This is a genomic window from Streptococcus sp. S784/96/1 (genome assembly GCF_902729355.1).
Taxonomy (GTDB): Bacteria; Bacillota; Bacilli; order Lactobacillales; family Streptococcaceae; genus Streptococcus; species Streptococcus caledonicus.
Genome location: NZ_CACVCC010000001.1, coordinates 98,389 through 121,566 on the forward strand (window position 1 = coordinate 98,389; position 23,178 = coordinate 121,566).

Sequence of the window (23,178 nt, forward strand, 5' to 3'; positions counted from 1 at the left end):
ATCTATGGCGACTGCAACAGTTAGTAAAACGAAAAAAACATCGAAGAAAAAAGCTAGTAAGGTGACAAAGAATTTGGTTATTGTAGAGTCACCAGCCAAAGCTAAAACCATTGAAAAATATTTAGGACGCAATTATAAAGTTGTGGCTTCTGTTGGACATATCCGTGATTTGAAAAAATCCTCTATGTCTATTGATTTTGAGAATAACTATGAGCCAGAATACATCAATATTCGTGGTAAAGGTGACCTGATTAAGACATTGAAAAAGGAAGCTAAGGGTGCCAAGCAAGTTTACCTCGCAAGTGACCCGGATCGTGAGGGAGAAGCGATTTCTTGGCACTTGGCGCACATTTTAGACTTGGATTTGACAGATAAGAATCGTGTTGTTTTCAACGAAATCACAAAGGATACGGTAAAAAATGCCTTTGTTGAACCTCGTCAAATTGACATGAATTTAGTGAATTCTCAACAAGCACGCCGCGTCCTCGACCGTATCGTTGGTTATTCGATTTCACCCCTTTTGTGGAAGAAAGTTAAAAAAGGCTTGTCAGCGGGGCGTGTGCAATCTGTTGCCCTAAAGCTTATTATTGACCGTGAAAATGAAATCAAGGCTTTTAAACCAGAAGAATACTGGACCATCAACGGTGCCTTTAAAAAGGGAACCAAAAAATTTGAAGCATCTTTTTATGGAGTGGATGGTAAAAAGCTCAAATTAACTAATCATGACGATGTCAAGGCGGTTCTGGCACGTTTACAGGGAGATGAATTCCTTGTTGATAATGTGGAGAAGAAAGAACGTCGTAGAAATGCTCCGCTTCCTTACACTACATCATCAATGCAACAAGACGCAGCTAATAAAATCAATTTCCGTACCCGTAAAACCATGATGGTTGCGCAGCAATTATACGAAGGGATTAATCTCGGGTCTGGCCAGCAGGGTCTGATTACCTATATGCGTACGGACTCAACTCGTATTAGTCCAATTGCCCAAGGTCAAGCGGCAGCGTACATTAGTGAACGTTTCGGTGACAAATATTCCAAGCACGGGAATCGTGTCAAAAATAGCACCGGCGCCCAAGATGCTCACGAAGCGATTCGCCCATCAAATGTCTATCAAACACCAGAGAGTATTGCGAAATATTTAGACAAAGATCAGCTTAAACTCTATACTCTCATCTGGAATCGTTTTGTCGCTAGTCAGATGACGGCTGCAGTCTTTGATACCATGAAGGTGGAACTGTCACAAAATGGTGTTATGTTTGTTGCTAATGGTAGTCAGGTCAAATTTGATGGCTACATGGCTGTATATAATGACTCTGATAGAAATAAAATGCTTCCAGAAATGGCGGCAGGCGACACGGTTAAAAAAGTGTTAACAAGCCCAGAGCAGCATTTCACCCAACCACCAGCACGCTATTCGGAAGCAACTCTTATCAAGACGCTTGAAGAAAATGGTGTGGGACGCCCGTCAACTTATGCTCCGACACTTGATGTGATTCAGCGTCGCTACTATGTCAAATTAGCAGCAAAACGCTTTGAACCAACAGAACTTGGTGAAATCGTTAACTCTCTCATTATCAAATTTTTTCCAGATATTGTAGATGTTAAGTTTACGGCAGAAATGGAAGGCAAACTTGACGAAGTTGAAATTGGTAAAGAAGAGTGGCAAAAAGTCATAGATGCTTTCTATCAGCCATTCTCTAAAGAGTTGGAAAAAGCAGAGACTGAAATCGAAAAAATCCAAATCAAGGATGAACCAGCTGGTTTTGATTGTGACCTCTGTGGTCATCCAATGGTTATCAAGTTGGGACGTTTTGGTAAGTTTTACGCTTGTAGCAATTTCCCAGACTGTCATAATACAAAAGCCATTACAAAAGAAATTGGCGTGACCTGTCCAACCTGTGGACAAGGTCAAATCATTGAACGTAAGACAAAACGCAATCGCATTTTCTATGGTTGTGACCGTTATCCAGACTGCGAATTTACTTCTTGGGATATGCCTGTTGGTCGCGCTTGTCCAAAATCAGGTCATTACCTTGTTGAAAAGAAAGTTCGTGGCGGTGGCAAACAAGTCACATGTAGCCATGAAGAATGCGACTACAAAGAAGAAAAAGTGAAATAATCTATTAAGAACTACTTCATATGTTGAGGTAGTTTTTTTGTTTAAGGCACCATTTTTGCTATAATAGGTAAAAGGAGATTTTTTATTTAAGGAGATTTAGATGCCTAATACTGATACCATTAGTCCAGAGTTATCAGCCTATCACCAAAAACGCTTGGCACAGTTTCGTTTGGAAAATGAAAAAGTAGAGCCGGAAAGCATCGTTTTTGTAGGGGATTCGATTACAGAATTTTTTCCAATCAAAAAATATCTGGGAAGACATTTGCCACTTGTTAATCGTGGTATTGCAGGGACAGATACGAACTGGTTATTAGAACATTTGGATGAGCAAGTAGCAGCGCTTGAAGCTAGCAAGCTTTTTCTCATGATTGGGGTCAATGACCTTGGTTTGGGTTATTCGGTGACGGATACGGTTGGCAAAATAGCAGAGCTGGTTAGCCAGCTTCGCATGTTAAGTCCTCAATCAGAAATCTACCTGCTCTCGGTTCTTCCTGTAAATGAAGCGCAAGCTTTTTCCAAAATGGTAAAAATAAGGAAAAATGCAGATATTCAGTTACTTAATGCCAATCTGAAAACTTTGCCGGGAGTGGATTTTATTGACCTTTATCCCTTGCTTTTGGATGGTGATGGTCAGTTAGCCAGTAAGTACACAACAGATGGATTACACCTCAGTCAGTTAGCCTATGAGAGTCTAGCGGAGGTGTTGGGATCTTATTTGAATGAAAGTGTGGTATAATCAACATATGAATTTTGAAAAAAAACACGTTTACTCGATTGTCACGGCATTTGTACTTTGTTACATGATTCAAGCCTATTGGAAGGCTGGTGCTAATTTTTTAGGTACCGTTTGGTCGGCTAGTCAACCGTTTTTAATTGGTGCAGCTATCGCTTATATTGTGAATATCGTTATGTCTGTTTATGAACGTGTATTTGGTATCGTTTTATCAGGTACACGAGCAGAAAATGTCAAGCGTGGCTTATCAATGACGTTGGCTTATTTGACTTTTGTGGTGGTCATTGTCTGGATTTTTTCTATTGTCCTCCCAGATTTGATTGAAAGTATTAAGTCTCTTTTAGCGATAGATACTTCTGTTATTAATCAATGGATTAATGAAATGAATGATAATACCTACGTCTCTAGAATACTTGATTATATTGGACAAGATAAAGACTTAGCTCAAACGATTAGTCGCTATAGTCAACAAATTTTACAACAGGTCTTAGGCGTTTTGACAGGTGTTTTAACCTCAGTCTCTTCTATTGCTTCAACCTTACTCAATGTGTTTGTCAGCCTTATTTTTTCCCTCTATGTTTTGGGAAATAAAGAAACTTTAGTCAGACAAGTTGGGCTTTTGATGGATACTTATCTTGGAAAATACGCAGGACCAGTGCGTTATGTGGTGGGCATTTTAGATAAACGATTCCATGGATTTGTTGTCAGCCAGACTCTGGAAGCAATGATTTTGGGAACACTTACAGCTCTCGGAATGACTCTCTTTGGCTTTCCATATGCTGCAACAGTAGGAGTATTAGTTGCATTTACTGCCATTATTCCTGTTGTAGGAGCTTATATTGGCTTGGTTATCGGGTTTATTTTACTAGCGACTCAATCAATCACTCAAGCACTTTGGTTTGTTGTTTTTCTAGTAGTTCTGCAACAATTTGAAGGTAATCTTATTTACCCTCGAGTAGTTGGGGGCTCAATTGGTTTACCAGGCATGTGGGTTTTAGTAGCTATCACAATAGGCGGGGCTCTAGCTGGTATTTTAGGAATGCTAATAGCAGTACCTTTAGCAGCCAGTCTCTATCAAATCATCAAGGATCATGTTATTAAAAAACGTCACCATCAAAATAGCGTTCTAGGTACAGAATAATAGAAACGAAAGAGGTTGGTAAAAACTCAATTTTTAACCGTTCTCTTAAAATCGAATAATATAAAATAGCTTAAAATCAACGTTTCTTGGCGATGTTAATCGGAGCTTTGTTAACTGTAGCGGGTGACTTATAATGAACAACAGGAGAGGACTAGATTGGTCTTCTCTTTTGAAGTTTAAAGCGAAATAAATCCGCTTTTTGAAGTTGTCAGAGTTAGTTAAACTAAGGTATTTATTATTTTTTAGACTTTTTGTCCAACATTTTTATTAGTAGAATCGCATCAACTGTTATAGAACTTTTTATAATTTAAAACTGTCAAACTCCCATTATTTGTGCTATAATTAATATGCTTATTATGGAGGAGTGTGTGCCAAAGAATGGTTAGCACTAAAAATAGAAAGGTATTTAGCTGTTAATGGAAAAAGAAGAGGTGGCCACAGGACATACTTTTTTTGGTATGTATGATTATTTGGTTGTTGGTGCGGGTCTTTTTGGGTCAGTATTTGCTCATGAAGCTGCTTTAAAAGGAAAAAAAGTTATGGTTATTGAAAAACGTGACCATATTGCAGGAAATATCTACACCAAAGAAGTAGAAGGAATTCAAGTGCACGAGTACGGTGCTCATATTTTCCACACATCTGATAAGGAAATTTGGGACTATGTGACTCAATTTGCGGAATTTAATCGCTACACCAATAGTCCAGTGGCTAACTACAAGGGTGAAATCTATAACCTTCCATTTAACATGAATACCTTTAATAAACTTTGGGGTGTTGTAACCCCAGCAGAAGCACAAGCTAAGATTGATGAGCAACGTGCAGTGCTAAATAGCAAAATACCAGAAAACCTCGAAGAACAAGCCATTTCACTTGTTGGTACAGATATCTATGAAAAACTCATCAAAGACTACACCGAAAAACAATGGGGCAAACCAACGACTGAATTACCAGCCTTTATTATTCGCCGTTTACCAGTTCGTTTAACTTATGATAATAATTATTTTAATGATACTTACCAAGGCATACCAATCGGTGGTTATACTCAGATTGTGGAAAAAATGCTAGCGCATGAGAACATTGATGTTGAGACTGGTATTGACTTCTTTGATAAGAAAGGAGAGTATTTAAAAAGTTTTCCCAAAATTGTGTTCACAGGAATGATTGATCAGTTTTTTGACTACGAATTTGGTGAATTGGAGTACAGAAGCCTTCACTTTGACACAGAAATTTTGAACGTGGAAAATTATCAAGGAAATGCTGTGGTTAACTATACCGATGCAGAGACACCTTACACACGTATCATTGAACACAAGCACTTTGAGTTCGGTATGCAAGATAAAACCATTATTACCAAGGAGTATTCAAAAACTTGGACTAGAGGGGATGAGCCGTACTATCCAGTCAATAACGAGCGCAATAATCATCTCTATAAGGAATATCAAAAATTAGCTGCGAAGCAAAAAAATGTTATTTTTGGTGGACGTCTCGGTCAATACTGTTACTATGACATGCATCAAGTCATAGCAGCAGCCTTACAGTGCGTTAAAGGAGAGTTTGGAGAATAATTTAGGATGACTTTAACACGTAATCATAAGAAAATCATTTTAATGGCATTAGATACTTTGCTGATCATTAGCTCGCTGTATCTTAGCCAAATCTTTTTAGATGTTATTACGCATATTACTCGTGATTATTTTAGAATTGCCATTATTTTAGTTCCGTTATTTTATCTTATCATTGCCTATATGTTAAAAGTTTTCTCGGTTATTAACCGTTTCACGGACTACAGAAGTTTAGGCAGTGTCGGAATCTCGGTAGTTTCTAGTTATGTCTTTTTTACAGGATTTTCTTTTTTTGTTTTTAATGTTTTTAGCTTGCGTTTTATTTGTTTAGGTGCCTTGTTATCTTATGCTATGCTGATTACACCAAGGATTTTATGGCGATTGGTCTACGAGTGGCATTATAAAGATAAATCACATAAAAAAACTAACAAGAAAAAAACATTAGTTCTAGGAGCAGGTTCTGGTGGAAGTGTTTTTATTCGAACAGTTCAAAATAGCGATACGGATATTGACATTGTTGGTATATTAGATAAAGATTTAGATAAAAAAGGAAGCTACCTGCACGGTGTTAAAGTGTTAGGCAATCATTTTGATATTCCTAGACTGGTTCAAGAGTTAAGTGTAGACCAGTTAACAATTGCAATCCCTTCAATAACTGCGAGTGAGCAAGAAACGATTCTGGATATCTGCCAGGAAATCAACCTTCCGGTCAATGTGATGCCTCCAGTAGAGGAGCTAGTCTTAGGACAGGTGAATACGGATCAATTGAAAGAAATTGATATTGCAGATCTTTTGGGACGAAAAGAAGTAGTGCTTGATCAAAGCCAATTAAGTGATTTTTTCTCAGATAAGACAGTTCTTGTGACGGGTGCTGGAGGATCAATTGGTTCTGAAATTTGTCGTCAAATATCGCAGTTTACTCCTAAGCGATTATTATTGCTAGGGCATGGAGAAAACTCAATTTACCTCATTCATCGTGAATTAACCAATAAGTACAAGGAAAAGTTTGAAATCATCCCAATTATTGCAGATATTCAGGATCGTGATTTGATTTTTTCCTTAATAAAAGACTATAAACCAGATGTAATCTATCATGCTGCCGCTCATAAGCATGTTCCTTTGATGGAATATAATCCTCGTGAGGCAGTTAAAAATAATATTTTTGGAACAAAAAATGTTGCTGAAGCAGCTAAGGCGGCTGGTATTGCTAAGTTTGTCATGGTGTCTACCGATAAAGCTGTTAACCCACCAAATGTTATGGGGGCTACCAAGCGTGTCGCAGAGATGATTGTCACAGGACTAAATGAAGCAGGTCAAACTCAGTTTGTTGCTGTTCGCTTTGGAAATGTTCTAGGAAGTCGTGGTAGCGTCGTTCCAGTCTTTAAAGACCAGATTGCCCAAGGTGGTCCTCTAACTGTGACAGACTTCCGAATGACACGGTACTTTATGACGATACCAGAGGCAAGTCGACTGGTCATTCAAGCAGGTTACCTTGCTAAAGGTGGCGAAGTATTTGTTCTTGACATGGGAGAGCCAGTTAAGATCCTTGACTTGGCTAAAAAAGTCATCAAACTTAGTGGACACACTGAAAAAGAGATTGGAATTGTCGAATCAGGAATTCGCCCTGGTGAGAAACTTTATGAGGAATTGTTGTCATCAGAAGAACGTGTGAGTGACCAAATCCATGAAAAAATCTTTATCGGAAAAGTCACACCAAAACCAATGGCAGAAGTGGAAGATTTCATCAATAAATTATTAGATTTGAATGTCGTTACACTGAAAGAAAAATTAATTGAGTTTGCAAAACAGGAGTAGAAAGTAAATTATTTTTACTTTCTTAGAGGTCAAGGGAGTTTGACTTCTAAAAAGGTAAAAATTGAGGAGATAAACATGTACTTAAAGCTGAAAAGGATGTTAGATGTCATTATTTCAGGTTTGGCTATTCTAGTGTTAAGCCCGATATTATTGATTATTGTAATTGCGATAAAATTAGACTCAAAAGGTCCTGTTCTTTTTAAACAAAAACGAGTTGGAAAAGGTAAAAAGTATTTTATGATTTACAAGTTTAGAAGCATGTATATTGATGCTCCTAGTGATATGCCAACTCACATGCTCAAAAATCCAGCGGCAATGATTACAAAGGTTGGTGGCTTTTTGAGAAAGACTAGTCTAGATGAGTTGCCTCAACTATTCAATATTTTTAAAGGTGAAATGTCTATTGTTGGTCCAAGACCAGCTTTATGGAATCAGTACGATTTAATCGAAGAACGTGATAAATATGGTGCAAATGACATTAGACCAGGGTTGACAGGATGGGCGCAAATCAATGGTCGAGATGAACTTGAAATTGATGTAAAAGCAACGTTAGATGGCTATTATGTAAAACATATGGGACTTGTCCTTGACGCTAAATGTTTTTTTGGAACTTTTCTTAGTGTTGCTAAAAGTGATGGTGTAGTTGAAGGTGGAACAGGAAGTAAGAGAGAAGAATGAAAAGAATATTAATTACAGGTGCTAATTCTTACGTAGGGACATCTTTTGAAAATTATGCTAATACTAATTTCGCATCCGAATTTGAGATTTTCACTCTGGATTTATTGGATAGTCAGTGGCGGAAAACAGATTTTTCTAACTTTGATGTTGTTTTTCATGTTGCTGGTTTGGCACATGCTGATATTGGTCAAGTTACAGAAAGTATTAAGCAGAAGTATTATGATGTAAATACCAAACTTGCTATTGAAGTTGCAGAAATAGCAAAACGAGCTAAAGTGAAGCACTTTATTTTTATGTCGTCCATGATCATATATGGAGAATCCGCTCCCATTGGTCAAAAAAAGATTATTGATGAAAAAACAAAGCCACAGCCAGCTAATTTTTATGGAGATTCAAAACTTCAAGCAGATATTGGAATCCGTAGTTTAGCAGATGATCAGTTTCAAGTTGCAATACTGCGTCCTCCGATGATTTATGGCGAAGGAAGCAAAGGTAATTTTCCATTATTGATAAAGCTGTCTAAGTCATTAAGAGTGTTTCCGAAAATAAACAATCAAAGGTCTATGTTGTTTATTGAAAATCTATGCGAATTTCTTTGCCAAATCATTTTGAAAGAAAAAAGTGGAATATTTTTTCCACAAAATGCAGAGTACGCAAATACAAGTGATATAGTAAAGATTCTAGCATTATCCTATGGAAGAAAGATAAAGTTACTGCCATGTTTAAATCCTATGGTAAAACTTATAGCTATATTTCCTGGGAAAATAGGTAAGATGGTCAATAAAGCATTTGGTAACATGACTTATGAATTAACCTCCTCTCAATATGAAGGGATTGAGTATCAAAAAGTTAGTTTAGAAGAATCATTGCAGAAAAATAAAAATTATGGAAACTAATATAAAAACAAAGCATATTCTAGTCATTTCTCAGTATTTTTATCCTGAGGAATTTAGGATAAATGATATTTGCTGTGAATGGGTTAAACGTGGCTATAAAGTAACAGTGGTGACAGGAATTCCGAATTATCCTATTGGAGAATTTTTTGATGGCTATTCCTATGAACAAAAAAGAACGGAAAATTGGAATGGTATTGACATCATTCGTTTACCGATTTTACCACGGAGAACAGGTTCGCTATCTTTAATTAAGAATTATTTCTCCTTTGTAAGAGAGGGGTTGAAATGGGTGAAAAAGACTAAAATACGGGCTGATTTGGTATATACCTTTGAAGTTTCACCTATGACACAAGCTCTAGTTGGTGTGAAGTATGCTAAAAAGTTCAAAGTCCCTCATTTTCTTTACATTACCGATCTATGGCCTGAAAATGTTTCGATTATTACTGGAATTAAGAGCAAGATTTTACTATACCCAATACAGTTGATGGTAGATTACATTTATAAAAATAGTGATTATATTTTGACGGCTTCAAAGAGTTTTGTACCAAGTGTACTAGGGAGGAATGTACCAGATTATAAAGTGGAATATTGGCCTCAATATGTCGAGCAAATATATGGTCCAATTTCAAATCCTCCCCTTATTCCGGAAATGAAATCAGATGTTTTGAATTTTGTATTTGCAGGTAATTTGGGACAGGCACAGAATTTAGGGATACTAGTTCAAGCTGCTCAACAATTAAGGTCAGAGGACATTTTGGTTCGTTTTACGCTAATAGGTGATGGACGCTATAAAAAAGACTTATTAGACCAAGTGGAACGGTATGAACTTCATCACTATTTTCAGTTCATAGATAGGAAATCTTCTTCAGAAATTCCTATCTATTTAGCACAAGCTGATGTACTGTTGATTCTATTGGCTAAAAGTGAAGTGTTTGCGATGACTATTCCAGCGAAAACACAATCGTGTATGGCAAGTGGTAAACCGATTTTAGTATCTGCTGATGGAGAAGTCCAGTCTATTATATCAGAGGCAGAGGCAGGTTTAACTTCAGGGGCAGAAAATGTAGAGGCGTTTGTTGAAAATATCAAACAATTTTTAAGTTATACTGAACAGGAACGTGTCAAATTAGGTGAAAATGCGTTGCGTTATTCAGAGGAACATTTTAAGAGAGAAAGATTGTTAAAGCGTCTAGATAGTTTATTTGATGAATACACTAGGTAGGGAAAGAATACATGAATTTGGATTGTAGACAAGAAGTAGATGTAAATGATAATAGTTTTGATTATATTAGAATAGCTTGTGCAATACTAATCCTTTTTGGACATTATTTAACACATTTTAAAATTTCATCAGATATTTCTTATTTTGTTGCATATTTTGTGCGGGGGGTTCCTATTTTCTTTTTTCTAAGTGGTTTTTTCACTGCCCGTTCAATGGAAAGATATACGTTGCGAAACTTTTTTAAAAATAGGTTGTTCAGGTTATACCCACCGCTTTGGCTATGCATGCTCATTAATCTTTTTATCATTTTAATATTCTATGTGGTTAAACCGACAGTGAAAGATTTAATGATTTATAGTGCTACTCAGTTTACCTTTTTACAATTTTATGGAGGTAATTGGTTGAGCAACTATGGTGTAGGTGTTCCGAATGGTGCTCTGTGGACAATTGCTGTAGATATTCAATATTATCTAATCGTTATTTTTGTTGTTAAATATTTAAAACAAAAGAGCCTAAAAGTATGGCTAAGTGTAGTTTCTTCTTTTGCAACATTATCCTTACTTATTGACAAGTATGAATTTTTATTTTCGACTATTATTTTTAAATTACTAAGTGTGTCATTGATTCCGTTTTTTTATATTTTTTTATTTGGGATGATGCTATATTATTTTAAAGATAGGCTCATTCCGCTCATTCTAAGATACAAGTGGTGGATTGTTAGTCTCTATATTATTTGGAGTTTACTTCCAACTTCAATTAGGTTTGTTTTTTCAGGTGTTAGATATAATGTTGTATCAACCCTTCTTTTATTGATAACTTTAATTGTTGTTGGCTATGGTTTTGGTAAGCATAGATTAAAAACGGATTATTCATACGCGTTTTATCTTTATCATATGGTTGTTATCAATTTTGTAAAAGATAGATTTCATCCGACAATTGATACAGGTGTAGAGGCGGTTCTTATATTTCTTCTAATCGTACTAGTGACTTCTGTTTTGAGCTATGGTTCAGTTCAATTGTTAGACAAGCGATTAATACCGAGATGGTATAAGTGATTTTTATAAAAGGAGTAGGTAATGTCATTATTCAAAGATAAAGTGTTATTGATTACAGGTGGAACAGGTTCATTTGGAAATACAGTGTTAAATAGTTTCTTAGAGACGGATATTAAAGAAATAAGAGTATTTTCTCGAGACGAAAAAAAACAAGATGAAATGAGACATGAGTATCAAGCAAAATTTCCGAAATTTTCTGATAAGCTTCGGTTCTATATAGGCGATGTTCGAGATATTCAATCACTGAGAAATACCATGCACGATGTCAACTATGTATTTCATGCAGCAGCTTTAAAACAGGTACCATCTTGTGAATTTTTCCCCATTGAGGCTGTCAAAACTAATATTTTAGGAACTGAAAATGTTCTTAATGCGGCCATTGAAGCTGGAGTGCAGTCAGTCATTTGCTTATCAACTGATAAGGCGGCTTATCCAGTTAATGCAATGGGAACCTCAAAAGCCATGATGGAGAAAGTCATTGTCGCTAAAAGTCGAACAGTGAGTGAAGAAAAAACAAAGATTAACTGTACAAGATATGGGAATGTTTTGTGTTCACGTGGATCTGTAGTTCCGCTATGGATTGAACAAATTCGAGAAGGGAAGCCTATCACAATTACTTCACCTGATATGACACGCTTTGTAATGTCATTGCCAGAGGCTGTAGATTTAGTGATGTTCGCTTTTGAAAATGGTCAAACAGGGGATATTTTAGTTCAAAAAGCACCTGCTTGTACTATTGAAACATTAGCTAAAGCAACGACTGAAATATTTTCACCTGGACATGAAATTCGAACAATTGGGATTCGTCACGGCGAGAAAATGTATGAAACCTTATTGACAAATGAAGAGTGTGCTAATGCTATTGATATGGGAGAGTTTTACCGTGTGCCATCAGATAAGCGTGAATTAAATTATGATAAATATTTTAACGATGGAGATATTAAACGGAATGTTTTGACAGAGTTTAATAGCAATAATACACGTTTAATGACTGTTGAAGAAGTAAAGGAGAAATTGTTATCGTTGGGTTATATCCAAGATATGCTATCAACATGGAGGTGATGTGATGAAATTTTTAGTTTTAGGCTGTAATGGCATGGCAGGTCATATTATCTCTATTTATTTAAAGGAAAAAGGGCATGATGTTACTGGATTTGCTCGTGAAAAGTCTCCCTATATTCCTACAATTGTTGGAGATGCAACGAATTTTGTATTATTAAAAGATATAATAGTAACACAGCACTTCGATACAGTTATCAATTGCATTGGTTTGTTAAATCAATTTGCAGAAGAAAATCATGCGCAGGCTGTTTTGTTAAATGGCTATCTTCCTCATTTTTTAGCTGAGGTTACAGAAGAACTGCCGACACAAATTATTCATATGAGTACAGATTGTGTGTTTTCAGGTAAGCGAGGAGGTTACACAGAGCAAGATTTTCCTGATGGTGAGCTTTTCTATGACAGATCAAAAGCAATTGGGGAGTTAGTTGATAATAAGAATGTGACACTACGTAATTCTATTATTGGACCGGATATTAATCGTCAAGGAATTGGTTTATTGAATTGGTTTATGCAACAGGACGATACGGTAACTGGTTTTCAAAAAGCTATTTGGACTGGTCAAACTACCCTTCAATTGGCTAAAACAATGGAATATGTGGCTGTACATCACATTTCTGGACTTTACAATGCAGTGCCTAATCAGGCAATCAATAAATATGAATTACTGCTTTTGTTTAATAAATACATTAGAAAATATCCGATTGAAATTATTCCCCAGCAAACCTTTGTGGCTGATAAGTCTTTGATACGTACTCGTTTTGGAGAATTTGATTATGCTATACCAGATTATGAAGTAATGGTTGCAGAATTAGGTGACTGGATGCGTAGTCATAAAGAATTATACCCACATTATGAAATTTAAAAGGAATGTTACCATGAAGAAATTAAAATTAATGACGATTTTAGGAACAAGACCTGAAATTATTAAGATGTCAGAAATTGTAAAAAAATGTGATCGTTATTTTGATCACGTTATTGTGCATACCGGACAAAATTATGACTATACTCTGAATGAAGTGTTTTTCAAAGAATTAGGTATTCGAGAGCCTGACCACTATCTAGGAGTAGTTGGACAACATGTTGGGGAGACCATGGGAAATGTTATTGCTAAATCATATGACATTTTAGTTCAAGAAAAACCTGATGCAATTATTGTTTTAGGAGATACCAATTCATGTTTATCTGTAATTGCAGCGAAACGACTAAAAATTCCGATTTTTCACATGGAGGCTGGAAATCGCTGTAAAGATGAAAATCTTCCTGAGGAAGTTATTCGACGCATTGTTGATGTGACTAGTGATGTTAATTTGTGTTACTCAGAAAATGCCAGACGTTATATTCTGGATAGTGGTGTTAGACCAGAATATACCTATGTTGTAGGTTCACCAATGGCAGAAGTTTTAGATAAAAATAGAGAACATATTGACAATAGTCCTATTTTATCAGAATTAGGTTTAGAGCCTAAGAAGTATATTTTGTTGTCAGCGCATCGTGAGGAAAATATTGATATTGAAGAGAATTTTTTCTCTTTAATGACTGCAGTAAATTCAATGGCAGAAATGTATGATATGCCAATACTTTATTCTTGCCATCCTAGGGCTAAAAAATTTATTGAATCACGTGACTTTGTATTCAATTCTCGTGTTGTACAACATGAGCCACTTGGTTTTTTTGATTATAATAAATTGCAGCAAGAGGCTTTTTGTGTGGTGTCAGATAGTGGTACATTGCCGGAAGAAAGTGCTTATTTCAAATTTCCAGCAGTTTCTATCCGTACCTCTACGGAGCGTCCTGAGGCAATGGAGAAAGGTGTCTTCACTATAGGATCAATTACAACTGAGCAAGTTTTACAAGCCGTTGATTTAGCAGCAGGTTTAAATGAATCAGGAGATTTAGCGAGCTTAGTTCCGTCCTATGTAGATAATAACGTTAGTACAAAGGTTGTAAAAATTATACAGAGCTATGTGGCGATTGTGAATAAAATGATTTGGAGAAAAACTAGTGACTCAGTCAAAGATTGATTTTGTTCTAATTTGGGTAGATGGAAATGATCCAGAATGGTTGGCAGAACGTTCCAAATATGATAAACGAAAAAAAACGACAACAGACAATAGCGTTCATCGATATAGAGATTGGAATAATTTGCAGTATTGGTTTCGAGGAGTTGAAACATTTTGTCCATGGGTCAATAAAATTCATTTTGTGACTTGGGGACATTTGCCGGAGTGGCTAGATACCTCTAATCCAAAGTTAAATATTGTCAAACATAGTGACTTTATACCAGAAGAATACCTACCAACATTTAGTAGTCATACAATTGAGTTAAATCTTCATCGTATCAAAGGTTTGGCAGATAATTTTGTTTATTTTAATGATGATACATTTATGATTGATAATGTTGAACCGACATTCTTCTTTCGTAATAATTTACCCTGTGATTCTGCAATTATGAATGTTCATTGCTATAATATGGAAGACATGTATATCATGGCTCCGTTTAGAGATATTGGTGTCATTAACCATTCTTTTAATATGAGAAGAGTGATTAAGGAAAATCCATTTGGATGGTTTAATATTAAATATGGATTTAACAATTTACGGAATTTAATATTGTTAGCCTGTCCTAGATTTCCTGGAATGTTGCAACAACATTTGCCAACTGCTTTTAAAAAAGAAGTTTTTAATGAAGTTTGGGAAGAACACTATGCCATTTTAGATAGCACTTGTCAAAATCGATTTAGAGAAATGACTGATGTTAATCAGTGGGTATTTAAAGAATGGCAATTAGCAAGTGGGAAGTTCTATCCAAGAAAACTAAATATAGGAAAGTCAATCCCTGCTTACCATATAGAAGAAGCTGCTGAATATATCTCAAAACAAAAGGGAAAAATGATGTGTCTAAATGATACAGAAATGTCACAAGAAGAGTTTGAAAGATGTGTTCTACTGATAAAAAATTCTTTTGAACAAATTGTGCCTAAGAAATCTTCATTTGAAAAATAGGAGTATTATGAAAAAAGAAATTGTGATTGTAACGTTCTCTTTGAGTAACAATGGTTCAGAACGTGTACTAAGTGAGCTTTCAAGTGAATGGGCTAGAAATGGTCACGAGGTGACTATTGTTCAGTTGATGGAAAAAGCATTTGGAAGTGATTCCTATCAAGTGGATAAAAAAGTAAATATACTAACACTGAAGAATAGCGCAAATTCGAAAATTGGAAAATATTTTTCTTATCTTTTGCAGTTAAAGAAAATTTTAAATAAGCATTCTACTGCGGCAGTCCTTTCTTTTTCATTTACGACACAATTTTTATTAGCATTACTGCGTCCATTTATTTCTAATAGAATCATTTTTTCTGAGAGAAATGATCCAAAACGCTGCCCATATACCCCATTCACGCGTTTTCTTAGAACGATGTCTTTTTATGTAGCGGATGTTTCAGTGTTTCAAACTGAAGATGCCAAGGCCATGTTCCCTAAAAAGATACAGCAAAAAGGACTAGTTATTGTCAATCCTATAAACCCAAATCTTCCTTTACCATTTGAAGGTAATCGAACTAAAAAAATTGTGACAGCTTCTCGTTTACGTCCTCAAAAAAATCTTCCGATGTTAATAAAAGCTTTTGCTAAGCTTCATAGAGATTATCCCGGATATTATCTGGAGATTTATGGGATTGGAGATGAGCAAGAAAATTTGGAAAACTTAATTTCTGAGCTTGGTCTATCAGAGGTAGTGATTTTAAAAGGATTTGCTACAAATGTTCATCAATGTATTCGAGATGCAAGTTTGTATGTTTGTTCTTCTGACTATGAAGGGATTTCTAATTCGATGTTAGAAGCTCTAGGATTAGGTATACCAACAATCACAACAGATTGTCCGATTGGGGGAGCTAGACAAGTCATTACTCATAAAGAGAATGGCTGGCTTGTACCAGTTGGGGACGTAGAAGCTTTATATGTTGCCATGAAGTCTATTTTAGATAACCCTATACTTGCTAGTAAGCTCTCAAAACAGGCGACTAGAGTACGTGAAGCCTATCCAATACATAAAATTGCAAATCAGTGGATAGAATTGATGAAGTAAGGGAGGACATATAGTGAACAATAAAAAGGATAACCTTTTTTCATATCTTAAATATGTCATTACAACTGTTTTTCTTGTTTTGAATGTTATTGCGGGGCAGCTATTCGGCGGATTTGGTCGTACCTCAGGGTTTGTTTTACTAACTTTCGTTGTACTATCAGCAGTTGTCTTTCTTTTTGAAAATTGGTTCAAAATTTCAGTCACATTAACCATTTACCACATTTATATGTTGGTTTTTGCTGCCTTCTGTACATTGAGTAGTTTGTGGGCCCAAGATAGTAGTTTATCAACATTGAAAGGTGAGCGGATTTTAGACATTGCTATTTCGATGTCCATCTTCTATATGATTTATAGTGAACGTCATAAGGATATAGTTAATACATTGTTTACCATTATGATGTGGAGCGGTTATCTCATTGTTGCCTATGAAATTTACTTTTATGGCTGGTCTCAGCTAATGTTACTTTTATCAGAGACTGTAAGGATACATAGTGATTTCCTCAATGCTAACACCTTGGGAATGGTTGTTGCATATTCAATTGTAATTAATTACTATCTTATTTTATATCGGAAAACCCCCTTTTGGCAATCTTTTCCTTTACCATTTGCTTTGATTGTTCTAGCTGGCTCAGGAAGCAGGAAGGCTATTACCATTGTTTTATTAGGTGTTGTCTTAATAACCTTTTTTAAGAACTTTAGAGGTGGAAAACTGTTTCGCAAGTTTCCGAAAATTTTGATATCAGGGATAGTATTGCTATTGGCGTTTCAATTTTTGTCAGGACTAGCGATGTTTGAAGGTGTCATGGAACGATTAGAGTCAATGCTAAATATTTTTAATGGCAATGCAAGTATTGATAAATCTACTTGGGAACGATTGGAATTAATAAAATTGGGCTGGAAGCTATTCCAAGAAAATCCAATTTTGGGTGTCGGGATGGATAATCCTAGAATTTTTAGTTGGATTGTAGTTAGTAAAGTGCTCTATCTTCATAATAATTATATGGAAATCTTAAGTGGAGGCGGATTAATAGGCTTTATTGTTTATTATTGGTTTTACGGCTATCTCTTCTATGCATATTTTAAATATAGGAAAGGTAATACTGAGTTATGTGGAATTTGCATAACCTTGTTAATTATCCGATTAATTATAGATTTTGGAGCTGTCTCTTACTATGATCAAGATACTTATTTTTGGTTGTTGATCTTTTATCTTGGGGCAAAGGAATTAAAATCTAGATGGAATGAGGTAATGTATGATAGATAAACTTAAAAAATTCATTTTAGATAAAAATTATAGATTCAGGGTAATGGCACATTTAGGGATGTGTAAATATTTGTCCGATGAAGCATATCTTAAGAAAATGTTTGAGGCTAGACAAGGTTATCCTCTTAGTTTAGAAGCTCCTCAAACCTTTAATGAAAAATTACAGTGGTTAAAGTTACATGACCGTAAACCAATTTATACGAATTATGTAGACAAATATGAAGCAAAAAAAATAGTTGCCAATAAGATTGGTGAAAAATACATTATCCCTACTATTGCAGTGTGGAATACTGTTGATGAGATTGACTTTGATAGATTACCTAATCGTTTTGTATTGAAATGTACACATGATAGTAGTGGTGTTATTATTTGTAAGGATAAGTCAACTTTAGATATTGAAAAAGCCAAGGTAATATTAAGTAAATGTATGAAACGAAATTACTACTGGCAAGGAAGGGAATGGCCATATCGAGATGTTGTTCCTCGAATTATTGCTGAAGAATATATGGAAGATATAGAGACCAGAGAGTTACGTGACTATAAAGTTTATGTTTTTAATGGGCAAGCAAAATTCATGATGCTAAATTCTTCAAGAGGTGTTGATACAAGAGCAGACTACTTTGACAGAGAGGGAAATTGGTTAGATTTTATTTGGGGATATTCTCATGCAGAAATGCGTCCAATTTTACCGAAGAATTTTAAAAAGATGTTATCGTTTTCTGAAATATTAGCTAAAGACCTGCTTCATCTAAGAGTTGATTTTTATGAAGTGAATGGAGAACTTTATTTTGGAGAGTTAACATTTTATGATGGAAGTGGTTTTGATAAGATTGAACCGATAAGCTGGGACATGAAATTTGGTGAATGGTTAACTTTGCCTAATTTAAGAGAAATGAAAGAACACAGATGAAACGAAATTATGGTTTAGATTTACTCCGAATCATAGCGATGCTTTTTGTACTTATTTTGCATACGCTAGGGAAAGGTGGAATTTTAGAAACAGTACAAGAGGGAACTAAGGCTTATAATATGGCGTGGCTCTTGGAGATTATGGCTTATGGTGCAGTAGATATATTTGCTATGATAAGCGGTTTTGTTGGCTTTAGTCAAAAATCTAAACGATTAAAATTATCAAACTATTTTTACTTTGGGGGCAAGTTGTCTTTTATGGAATAATGGTCAGCATTGTTTTCTGTATTGTAAAACCGGAAGTTGTCGATTTTTTAGACGTTTTGAAAATGTTTTTACCAGTTTCAACAAATGCTTATTGGTATTTTACAGCTTACACAGGTTTATTTGTTTTAATACCACTTTTAAATTTAATTTTACGCCATAGTTCTGAAAAATTTCTAAAAAGTCTTTTGATTATTTTTTTCTTGTTTTTACCATTTTTGATCGTGTCGTAGATGTATTTGGAATCAATCAAGGTCAAAGTGTACTGTGGTTAGTAATTCTTTATTTAATTGGTGGAATTGTCAAAAAATGTCAAATTGGGAAAAGCATCACTGTGATTAGAACTTTTTCTGTCATAGTGATACTCATCCTATTTACATGGATTTGGAAACTCTACGGCTTCTCTGTTACCCAAAATTTGTTTATTGCTTATAATTCCCCAACAATTGTGTTAGTATCAATGTGTTATCTGATTCTTGCCCTAAAGTTGAAACTTCCTCCTAATATTGAAAGGTTAGTTGCTTATTTAGGACCATCAGCTTTTGCAGCGTATTTACTGAATAATCATCTTTATATTTGGGAGTTTGTTATTAAAGGGCGTTTCGTTAGTCTAGTTGATAAAGGTTGGCTAATTATGAGTATAAATGTTATTGCTTTTTCGTTAATTTTTCTTTTGGGATCTATTTTGGTTGATAAAGCTAGAGAGTATTTAATCCCAAAATTAAGAATTCGTCAGCTAGCGATTTCGTTAGAAAATAAATTGAGAATAATTTTAGATAGTTTAGTTAAGTTGGAGTGGTAATGTTATTACGACAATGGAGGGAGTCAAAATGAAAATTTTGATTGGTGCGGATATAGTACCAACACCAAGTAATTATGATTTATTTTATCAAGGTAATGTGAATGAATTGATTGGTGAAGATTTGGTAAACGTGTTCTCTGAGGCTGATTTTAAAGTTTTTAATTTAGAAACGCCTCTTGCAGACAGGGAGACCCCTATTAAAAAAAGTGGTCCAGCATTAATGGCACCAACGAAGACTGCAAATGGACTTAGTTCCTTGGGGATTAACTTGTTAACTCTTGCTAACAACCATATTATGGATCAAGGTAAGAGAGGCTTAGAGTCCACATTGGATACCTTAAAGCATTTTCAAATAGATACAGTTGGTGTTGGAGAAAATAGTCTAGAGGCTAGTACTGTCTACTTTACCGAATTAAAGGGACGAAAAATAGGTTTTTACGCTTGTGTAGATCATGAATTTTCAGTGGCAACTTCCGAAAGAGCTGGAGCAAATCCATTTGATTCATTAAAAATATTTTCTGATATTAAAAAGGCATCTAATCAGTGTGACTATTTGATAGTTCTTTATCATGGTGGAAAAGAAGAATATCGCTATCCTTCTCCGCGTTTGCAAGAAGTTTGTCATAGTTTAGTTGATTCGGGGGCAAATTTAGTGATTTGTCAACACAGTCACTGCATAGGTTGTGAAGAAAATTACCATGATTCGAAGATTATTTACGGACAAGGAAATTTTATATTCGATTTAGATGATAATGAGTTTTGGAATACGAGTTTGTTAATCGAACTGGATGAGAATTTTAATATTAGCTATATTCCTGTTGTCAAGACAAATGAATTGGTCCGAAAAGCCAATTCACAAGAAGCGCATCAAATATTGGATGATTTTTTCAAACGTTCTGAAGAAATAAAGGATGTGAATGTTATAAAGTCTATCTATCAAGAATATGCCAAAAAGCAATTTCAACATTATTTGATCAGACTCCAAGGAGGAGAGTCACTGTTATTTAGACTATTAAATAAATTGAGTGGCAATAAACTGCGTGAAAAGTATCTGAATCGTAAATATAATGCAAAAGTATTGATGACCCTTTTGAACTATTTTGAATGCGAAACACATCAAGAATTGATTATTGAAGGAATAAAAACAAAAATAGGGGATTAGTGATGTCAAAGACAGTAAACGTTAAAAAGTTATTTGGCAATTCAATGATATATGCTATATGCGGTATAGGCGTAAAATGTTTTAGTTTTTTCCTAATTCCGATTTATACGAGCTATCTTACTACAGCTGATTATGGGATGACTAGTATTGTAGGGAGTTTTTTAACAACTTCATCTTTTATTACTGCTTTATCTTTATTTTCAGCTGTATTAAGATTTTATGTAGATTTAAAAAACGATGAGAGACAACTACGACGATTTTATGGAACAATTATCACGTTTGTATTCTTATTTAGTATCGTTGTATCTATTGTTTTAATTATTGGAAAATCTTTGCTACTCAAATATGTATTGATAGATATGGATTTTTATCCTACAGTAATGATTACCATTGTTTCGATGATTTTCTATTGCCAGTATAGTATTTATGAAAATATTCTAAAAAGTCAACAAAAAGCAACTGAATATGCAATCGTGATGATTAGTTATGTAATACTCACCGTAGTTTTAAATCTCTTCTTCATTATTCAATTAAAAATGGGTGGAAATGGTGTTTTACTAGCTAATTTACTTTCCTATGTGATTTACTTTATTTATTTTATAGGTCGCTTAATCTGTACAAAGCAAATTGAATTTTGTATAGATAAGAGATTACTAAAAGAAGCTTTAAAATATTCTATCCCAATAATTCCTCATAATCTTTCTACACAAATTGCAATACTCATTTCAAAAATATTAATCGGTACAACTGATACTGTTGCAATGGTAGGATTATTCTCAATTGCATCACAATTTGGTAACATTGCTGATACAATACAAGGTTACGTGAGTACAGCTTATGGTCCATGGTTTTATGAACAATTAAGTGCAAAACAGGAGGGAATAACTACACATATCAGAAGAGTTTCTAATATGTTAACGTTAGTTATTGGATTTTTTATGCTGGGAATTTCTTTGTTTTCTCATGATTACATTGTATTATTTCTACATAAAAGCTATGCTTTGGCCTGGATTTATGTGCCACTATTAGTTAGTGTCTTTTTAATTAAAATAATCTATTACTTCTATGTAGAAGTATTGTTCTTTTATAAAAGTGCCTCACGATTGTTATTTATAGCGACGCTTAGTAGTAGTTTTTTAAATGTTATTATTTCATATTTTTCCATTCAATCTTTTGGTGTTCTAGGGTCAATTATAGCCGATATCATTGCTATGTTAGTGCGTGTTGCTATTGTTGTATATATTAGTAGAAAATTTAGTGATGTAGGTTTGAAATTGGGAGACTTTATCAAAAATATTGGTTTCATATTAACAATGATGATCATTGGACTTTCATGGACCTATATGTATTATCAAACAAGTTTTAGTATTTTAGAATTTCTATATAGATGTATGATCATAGTGATGTATCTTATGATTTGTATGATGAAATACAAAGTTTCTGTTATGTCTATCATATCTCAAGTGAGGAATAAATTTAAGTAAGGTGTTACACCAAGTCAAATGGTATAAGTAAAAAATGAATAGAGAAGAATTTTTTGAAGAAGTTACAAAAGCACAGATAGGGCCAGATAATTTTGAAACAATTTATAATGAATTTGGGCATTTTCAAAATTTAGCGTTAGAAACATTAAGAGAATTTCATAATGTTTGTGAGAAGAATGGGATTGATTATCAATTAACCTTTGGAACCCTTTTAGGTGTTGTTCGTGATAATGGTATGATTCCATGGGATTATGACATTGATGTTTTAGTATCTATCACAGAGAAGGAAAAACTAGTTGAAGCCTTATCAAGAGATTTAAATCCCAATTACTATTTCTATTGTCCAGAGAGTGATCGGGAATGTCGTCATGTTATCATGAGATTAACACCTGAAGGGTATCGTAGTGAAGTATTGCATGTTGATGTCTTTTATTTCACAGGAAGTCCTGATGATTCAACAGATAGGAAAAAGCATGCCTTAAAAATTAAGCAAATATCAGAAATGAGGTATGATAAGTTTGTAAAGGTGTTACAAGAAGCTAGTAGTTTTCGAAATCTAGTTAAGATGGTATTACTGAAATTTAGGACGATGTTTATTTCAGAAAGAAGCCTTCGTCACAAGTATGAATCACTAGTGAGTAAGTACAATCCTAAAGACTCGAAATATTGTATAACAGCTGATACATTTGCGGATTGGTATGAGTTACCTTCAGAGTTTTTATTGGAAACAGAATTGATAGAGACGTCAATGGGGTCATTCAGAGTACCGGTGCGACGTAAGGAATTATTAAAACTATTTTATGAGGACTATCGAAAACTTTATCCGGTTTCAGACAGATTAGCAGAATTGATTAAAAATCATAAGAAACTTGTTAAACAATCTCAAAAAAAATAAGTGGCGTATAGACAAGTCGAGGAGATGT

21 protein-coding genes are annotated in these 23,178 nt (G+C 34.6%); all 21 read left to right on the plus strand.

Annotated elements, in window-relative coordinates:
- Nucleotides 1-4: 4 nt before the first annotated feature.
- The 21 genes from topA (at nt 5) to GZ996_RS00505 (ending at nt 23,150) form a co-directional block, all read left to right on the plus strand.
- On the plus strand, nt 5-2,122 hold the full coding sequence (gene topA / locus GZ996_RS00405; RefSeq protein ID WP_156805730.1) for a type I DNA topoisomerase: 2,118 nt from the start codon (nt 5-7) through the stop codon (nt 2,120-2,122).
- 100 nt (nt 2,123-2,222) lie between these two features.
- Nucleotides 2,223-2,858, plus strand: a complete 636-nt coding sequence (locus tag GZ996_RS00410; RefSeq protein WP_162011056.1) for an SGNH/GDSL hydrolase family protein — start codon at nt 2,223-2,225, stop codon at nt 2,856-2,858.
- 7 nt (nt 2,859-2,865) lie between these two features.
- On the plus strand, nt 2,866-3,996 hold the full coding sequence (locus GZ996_RS00415; RefSeq protein WP_156805732.1) for an AI-2E family transporter: 1,131 nt from the start codon (nt 2,866-2,868) through the stop codon (nt 3,994-3,996).
- 458 nt (nt 3,997-4,454) lie between these two features.
- Complete coding sequence (gene glf, locus GZ996_RS00420; protein ID WP_162011094.1) at nt 4,455-5,561, plus strand: UDP-galactopyranose mutase; 1,107 nt, start codon at nt 4,455-4,457, stop codon at nt 5,559-5,561.
- 6 nt (nt 5,562-5,567) lie between these two features.
- Nucleotides 5,568-7,373, plus strand: a complete 1,806-nt coding sequence (locus GZ996_RS00425) for a polysaccharide biosynthesis protein (protein ID WP_162011057.1) — start codon at nt 5,568-5,570, stop codon at nt 7,371-7,373.
- A gap of 75 nt (nt 7,374-7,448) precedes the next feature.
- Nucleotides 7,449-8,051, plus strand: a complete 603-nt coding sequence (locus tag GZ996_RS00430) for a sugar transferase (protein WP_162011058.1) — start codon at nt 7,449-7,451, stop codon at nt 8,049-8,051.
- Nucleotides 8,048-8,947 (plus strand): NAD-dependent epimerase/dehydratase family protein, encoded by a 900-nt coding sequence (locus GZ996_RS00435; RefSeq protein WP_162011059.1) that lies wholly within the window; start codon nt 8,048-8,050, stop codon nt 8,945-8,947. Before GZ996_RS00430 ends, GZ996_RS00435 begins: the two co-directional genes overlap by 4 nt.
- Nucleotides 8,937-10,169, plus strand: a complete 1,233-nt coding sequence (locus GZ996_RS00440; RefSeq protein WP_162011060.1) for a glycosyltransferase family 4 protein — start codon at nt 8,937-8,939, stop codon at nt 10,167-10,169. Before GZ996_RS00435 ends, GZ996_RS00440 begins: the two co-directional genes overlap by 11 nt.
- Before the next feature lie 11 nt (nt 10,170-10,180).
- Nucleotides 10,181-11,224, plus strand: a complete 1,044-nt coding sequence (locus GZ996_RS00445; RefSeq protein ID WP_162011061.1) for an acyltransferase family protein — start codon at nt 10,181-10,183, stop codon at nt 11,222-11,224.
- Between the two features lie 21 nt (nt 11,225-11,245).
- The gene (locus GZ996_RS00450) at nt 11,246-12,286 is read left to right on the plus strand and encodes a polysaccharide biosynthesis protein (protein WP_162011062.1); all 1,041 of its coding nucleotides are present in this window, start codon (nt 11,246-11,248) and stop codon (nt 12,284-12,286) included.
- 4 nt (nt 12,287-12,290) lie between these two features.
- Nucleotides 12,291-13,148, plus strand: a complete 858-nt coding sequence (locus GZ996_RS00455; protein WP_162011095.1) for an SDR family oxidoreductase — start codon at nt 12,291-12,293, stop codon at nt 13,146-13,148.
- 13 nt (nt 13,149-13,161) lie between these two features.
- Nucleotides 13,162-14,307 (plus strand): non-hydrolyzing UDP-N-acetylglucosamine 2-epimerase, encoded by a 1,146-nt coding sequence (gene wecB / locus GZ996_RS00460; RefSeq protein WP_162011063.1) that lies wholly within the window; start codon nt 13,162-13,164, stop codon nt 14,305-14,307.
- Nucleotides 14,288-15,289: a Stealth CR1 domain-containing protein gene (locus GZ996_RS00465; RefSeq protein WP_162011064.1), complete on the plus strand. Its 1,002-nt coding sequence runs from the start codon at nt 14,288-14,290 to the stop codon at nt 15,287-15,289. Before wecB ends, GZ996_RS00465 begins: the two co-directional genes overlap by 20 nt.
- 7 nt (nt 15,290-15,296) lie before the next feature.
- Nucleotides 15,297-16,370, plus strand: coding sequence for a glycosyltransferase (locus GZ996_RS00470; RefSeq protein ID WP_162011065.1), 1,074 nt, complete (start codon nt 15,297-15,299; stop codon nt 16,368-16,370).
- 13 nt (nt 16,371-16,383) lie between these two features.
- Nucleotides 16,384-17,634: an O-antigen ligase family protein gene (locus GZ996_RS00475; RefSeq protein WP_162011066.1), complete on the plus strand. Its 1,251-nt coding sequence runs from the start codon at nt 16,384-16,386 to the stop codon at nt 17,632-17,634.
- A complete protein-coding gene (locus GZ996_RS00480) occupies nt 17,624-18,544 on the plus strand; it encodes an ATP-grasp fold amidoligase family protein (RefSeq protein ID WP_162011067.1) in 921 nt (306 codons plus the stop codon). Before GZ996_RS00475 ends, GZ996_RS00480 begins: the two co-directional genes overlap by 11 nt.
- Entirely contained in the window at nt 18,541-18,810 is a 270-nt protein-coding gene (locus GZ996_RS00485) for an acyltransferase family protein (RefSeq protein ID WP_162011068.1), read from the plus strand. The genes GZ996_RS00480 and GZ996_RS00485 overlap by 4 nt, the downstream gene beginning before the upstream one ends.
- A 415-nt stretch (nt 18,811-19,225) precedes the next feature.
- Nucleotides 19,226-19,609 carry a hypothetical protein gene (locus tag GZ996_RS00490; RefSeq protein ID WP_162011069.1) on the plus strand — a complete coding sequence of 128 codons (384 nt, stop codon included), beginning with the start codon at nt 19,226-19,228 and terminating at the stop codon, nt 19,607-19,609.
- Nucleotides 19,610-19,637: 28 nt separating this feature from the next.
- Nucleotides 19,638-20,771, plus strand: a complete 1,134-nt coding sequence (locus GZ996_RS00495) for a CapA family protein (RefSeq protein WP_162011070.1) — start codon at nt 19,638-19,640, stop codon at nt 20,769-20,771.
- A 2-nt stretch (nt 20,772-20,773) separates the two neighbouring features.
- Nucleotides 20,774-22,255 (plus strand): lipopolysaccharide biosynthesis protein, encoded by a 1,482-nt coding sequence (locus GZ996_RS00500; protein ID WP_162011071.1) that lies wholly within the window; start codon nt 20,774-20,776, stop codon nt 22,253-22,255.
- A 34-nt stretch (nt 22,256-22,289) separates the two neighbouring features.
- Nucleotides 22,290-23,150, plus strand: coding sequence for a LicD family protein (locus GZ996_RS00505; RefSeq protein ID WP_162011072.1), 861 nt, complete (start codon nt 22,290-22,292; stop codon nt 23,148-23,150).
- Nucleotides 23,151-23,178: the final 28 nt, after the last annotated feature.

Bases quoted from the DNA above. Each gene is read 5' to 3' on its own strand.
- topA (WP_156805730.1), top strand. From the start codon at position 5: ATGGCGACTGCAACAGTTAGTAAAACGAAAAAAACATCGAAGAAAAAA.
- GZ996_RS00410 (WP_162011056.1), top strand. From the start codon at position 2,223: ATGCCTAATACTGATACCATTAGTCCAGAGTTATCAGCCTATCACCAA.
- GZ996_RS00415 (WP_156805732.1), top strand. From the start codon at position 2,866: ATGAATTTTGAAAAAAAACACGTTTACTCGATTGTCACGGCATTTGTA.
- glf (WP_162011094.1), top strand. From the start codon at position 4,455: ATGTATGATTATTTGGTTGTTGGTGCGGGTCTTTTTGGGTCAGTATTT.
- GZ996_RS00425 (WP_162011057.1), top strand. From the start codon at position 5,568: ATGACTTTAACACGTAATCATAAGAAAATCATTTTAATGGCATTAGAT.
- GZ996_RS00430 (WP_162011058.1), top strand. From the start codon at position 7,449: ATGTACTTAAAGCTGAAAAGGATGTTAGATGTCATTATTTCAGGTTTG.
- GZ996_RS00435 (WP_162011059.1), top strand. From the start codon at position 8,048: ATGAAAAGAATATTAATTACAGGTGCTAATTCTTACGTAGGGACATCT.
- GZ996_RS00440 (WP_162011060.1), top strand. From the start codon at position 8,937: ATGGAAACTAATATAAAAACAAAGCATATTCTAGTCATTTCTCAGTAT.
- GZ996_RS00445 (WP_162011061.1), top strand. From the start codon at position 10,181: ATGAATTTGGATTGTAGACAAGAAGTAGATGTAAATGATAATAGTTTT.
- GZ996_RS00450 (WP_162011062.1), top strand. From the start codon at position 11,246: ATGTCATTATTCAAAGATAAAGTGTTATTGATTACAGGTGGAACAGGT.
- GZ996_RS00455 (WP_162011095.1), top strand. From the start codon at position 12,291: ATGAAATTTTTAGTTTTAGGCTGTAATGGCATGGCAGGTCATATTATC.
- wecB (WP_162011063.1), top strand. From the start codon at position 13,162: ATGAAGAAATTAAAATTAATGACGATTTTAGGAACAAGACCTGAAATT.
- GZ996_RS00470 (WP_162011065.1), top strand. From the start codon at position 15,297: ATGAAAAAAGAAATTGTGATTGTAACGTTCTCTTTGAGTAACAATGGT.
- GZ996_RS00480 (WP_162011067.1), top strand. From the start codon at position 17,624: ATGATAGATAAACTTAAAAAATTCATTTTAGATAAAAATTATAGATTC.
- GZ996_RS00485 (WP_162011068.1), top strand. From the start codon at position 18,541: ATGAAACGAAATTATGGTTTAGATTTACTCCGAATCATAGCGATGCTT.
- GZ996_RS00495 (WP_162011070.1), top strand. From the start codon at position 19,638: ATGAAAATTTTGATTGGTGCGGATATAGTACCAACACCAAGTAATTAT.
- GZ996_RS00500 (WP_162011071.1), top strand. From the start codon at position 20,774: ATGTCAAAGACAGTAAACGTTAAAAAGTTATTTGGCAATTCAATGATA.
- GZ996_RS00505 (WP_162011072.1), top strand. From the start codon at position 22,290: ATGAATAGAGAAGAATTTTTTGAAGAAGTTACAAAAGCACAGATAGGG.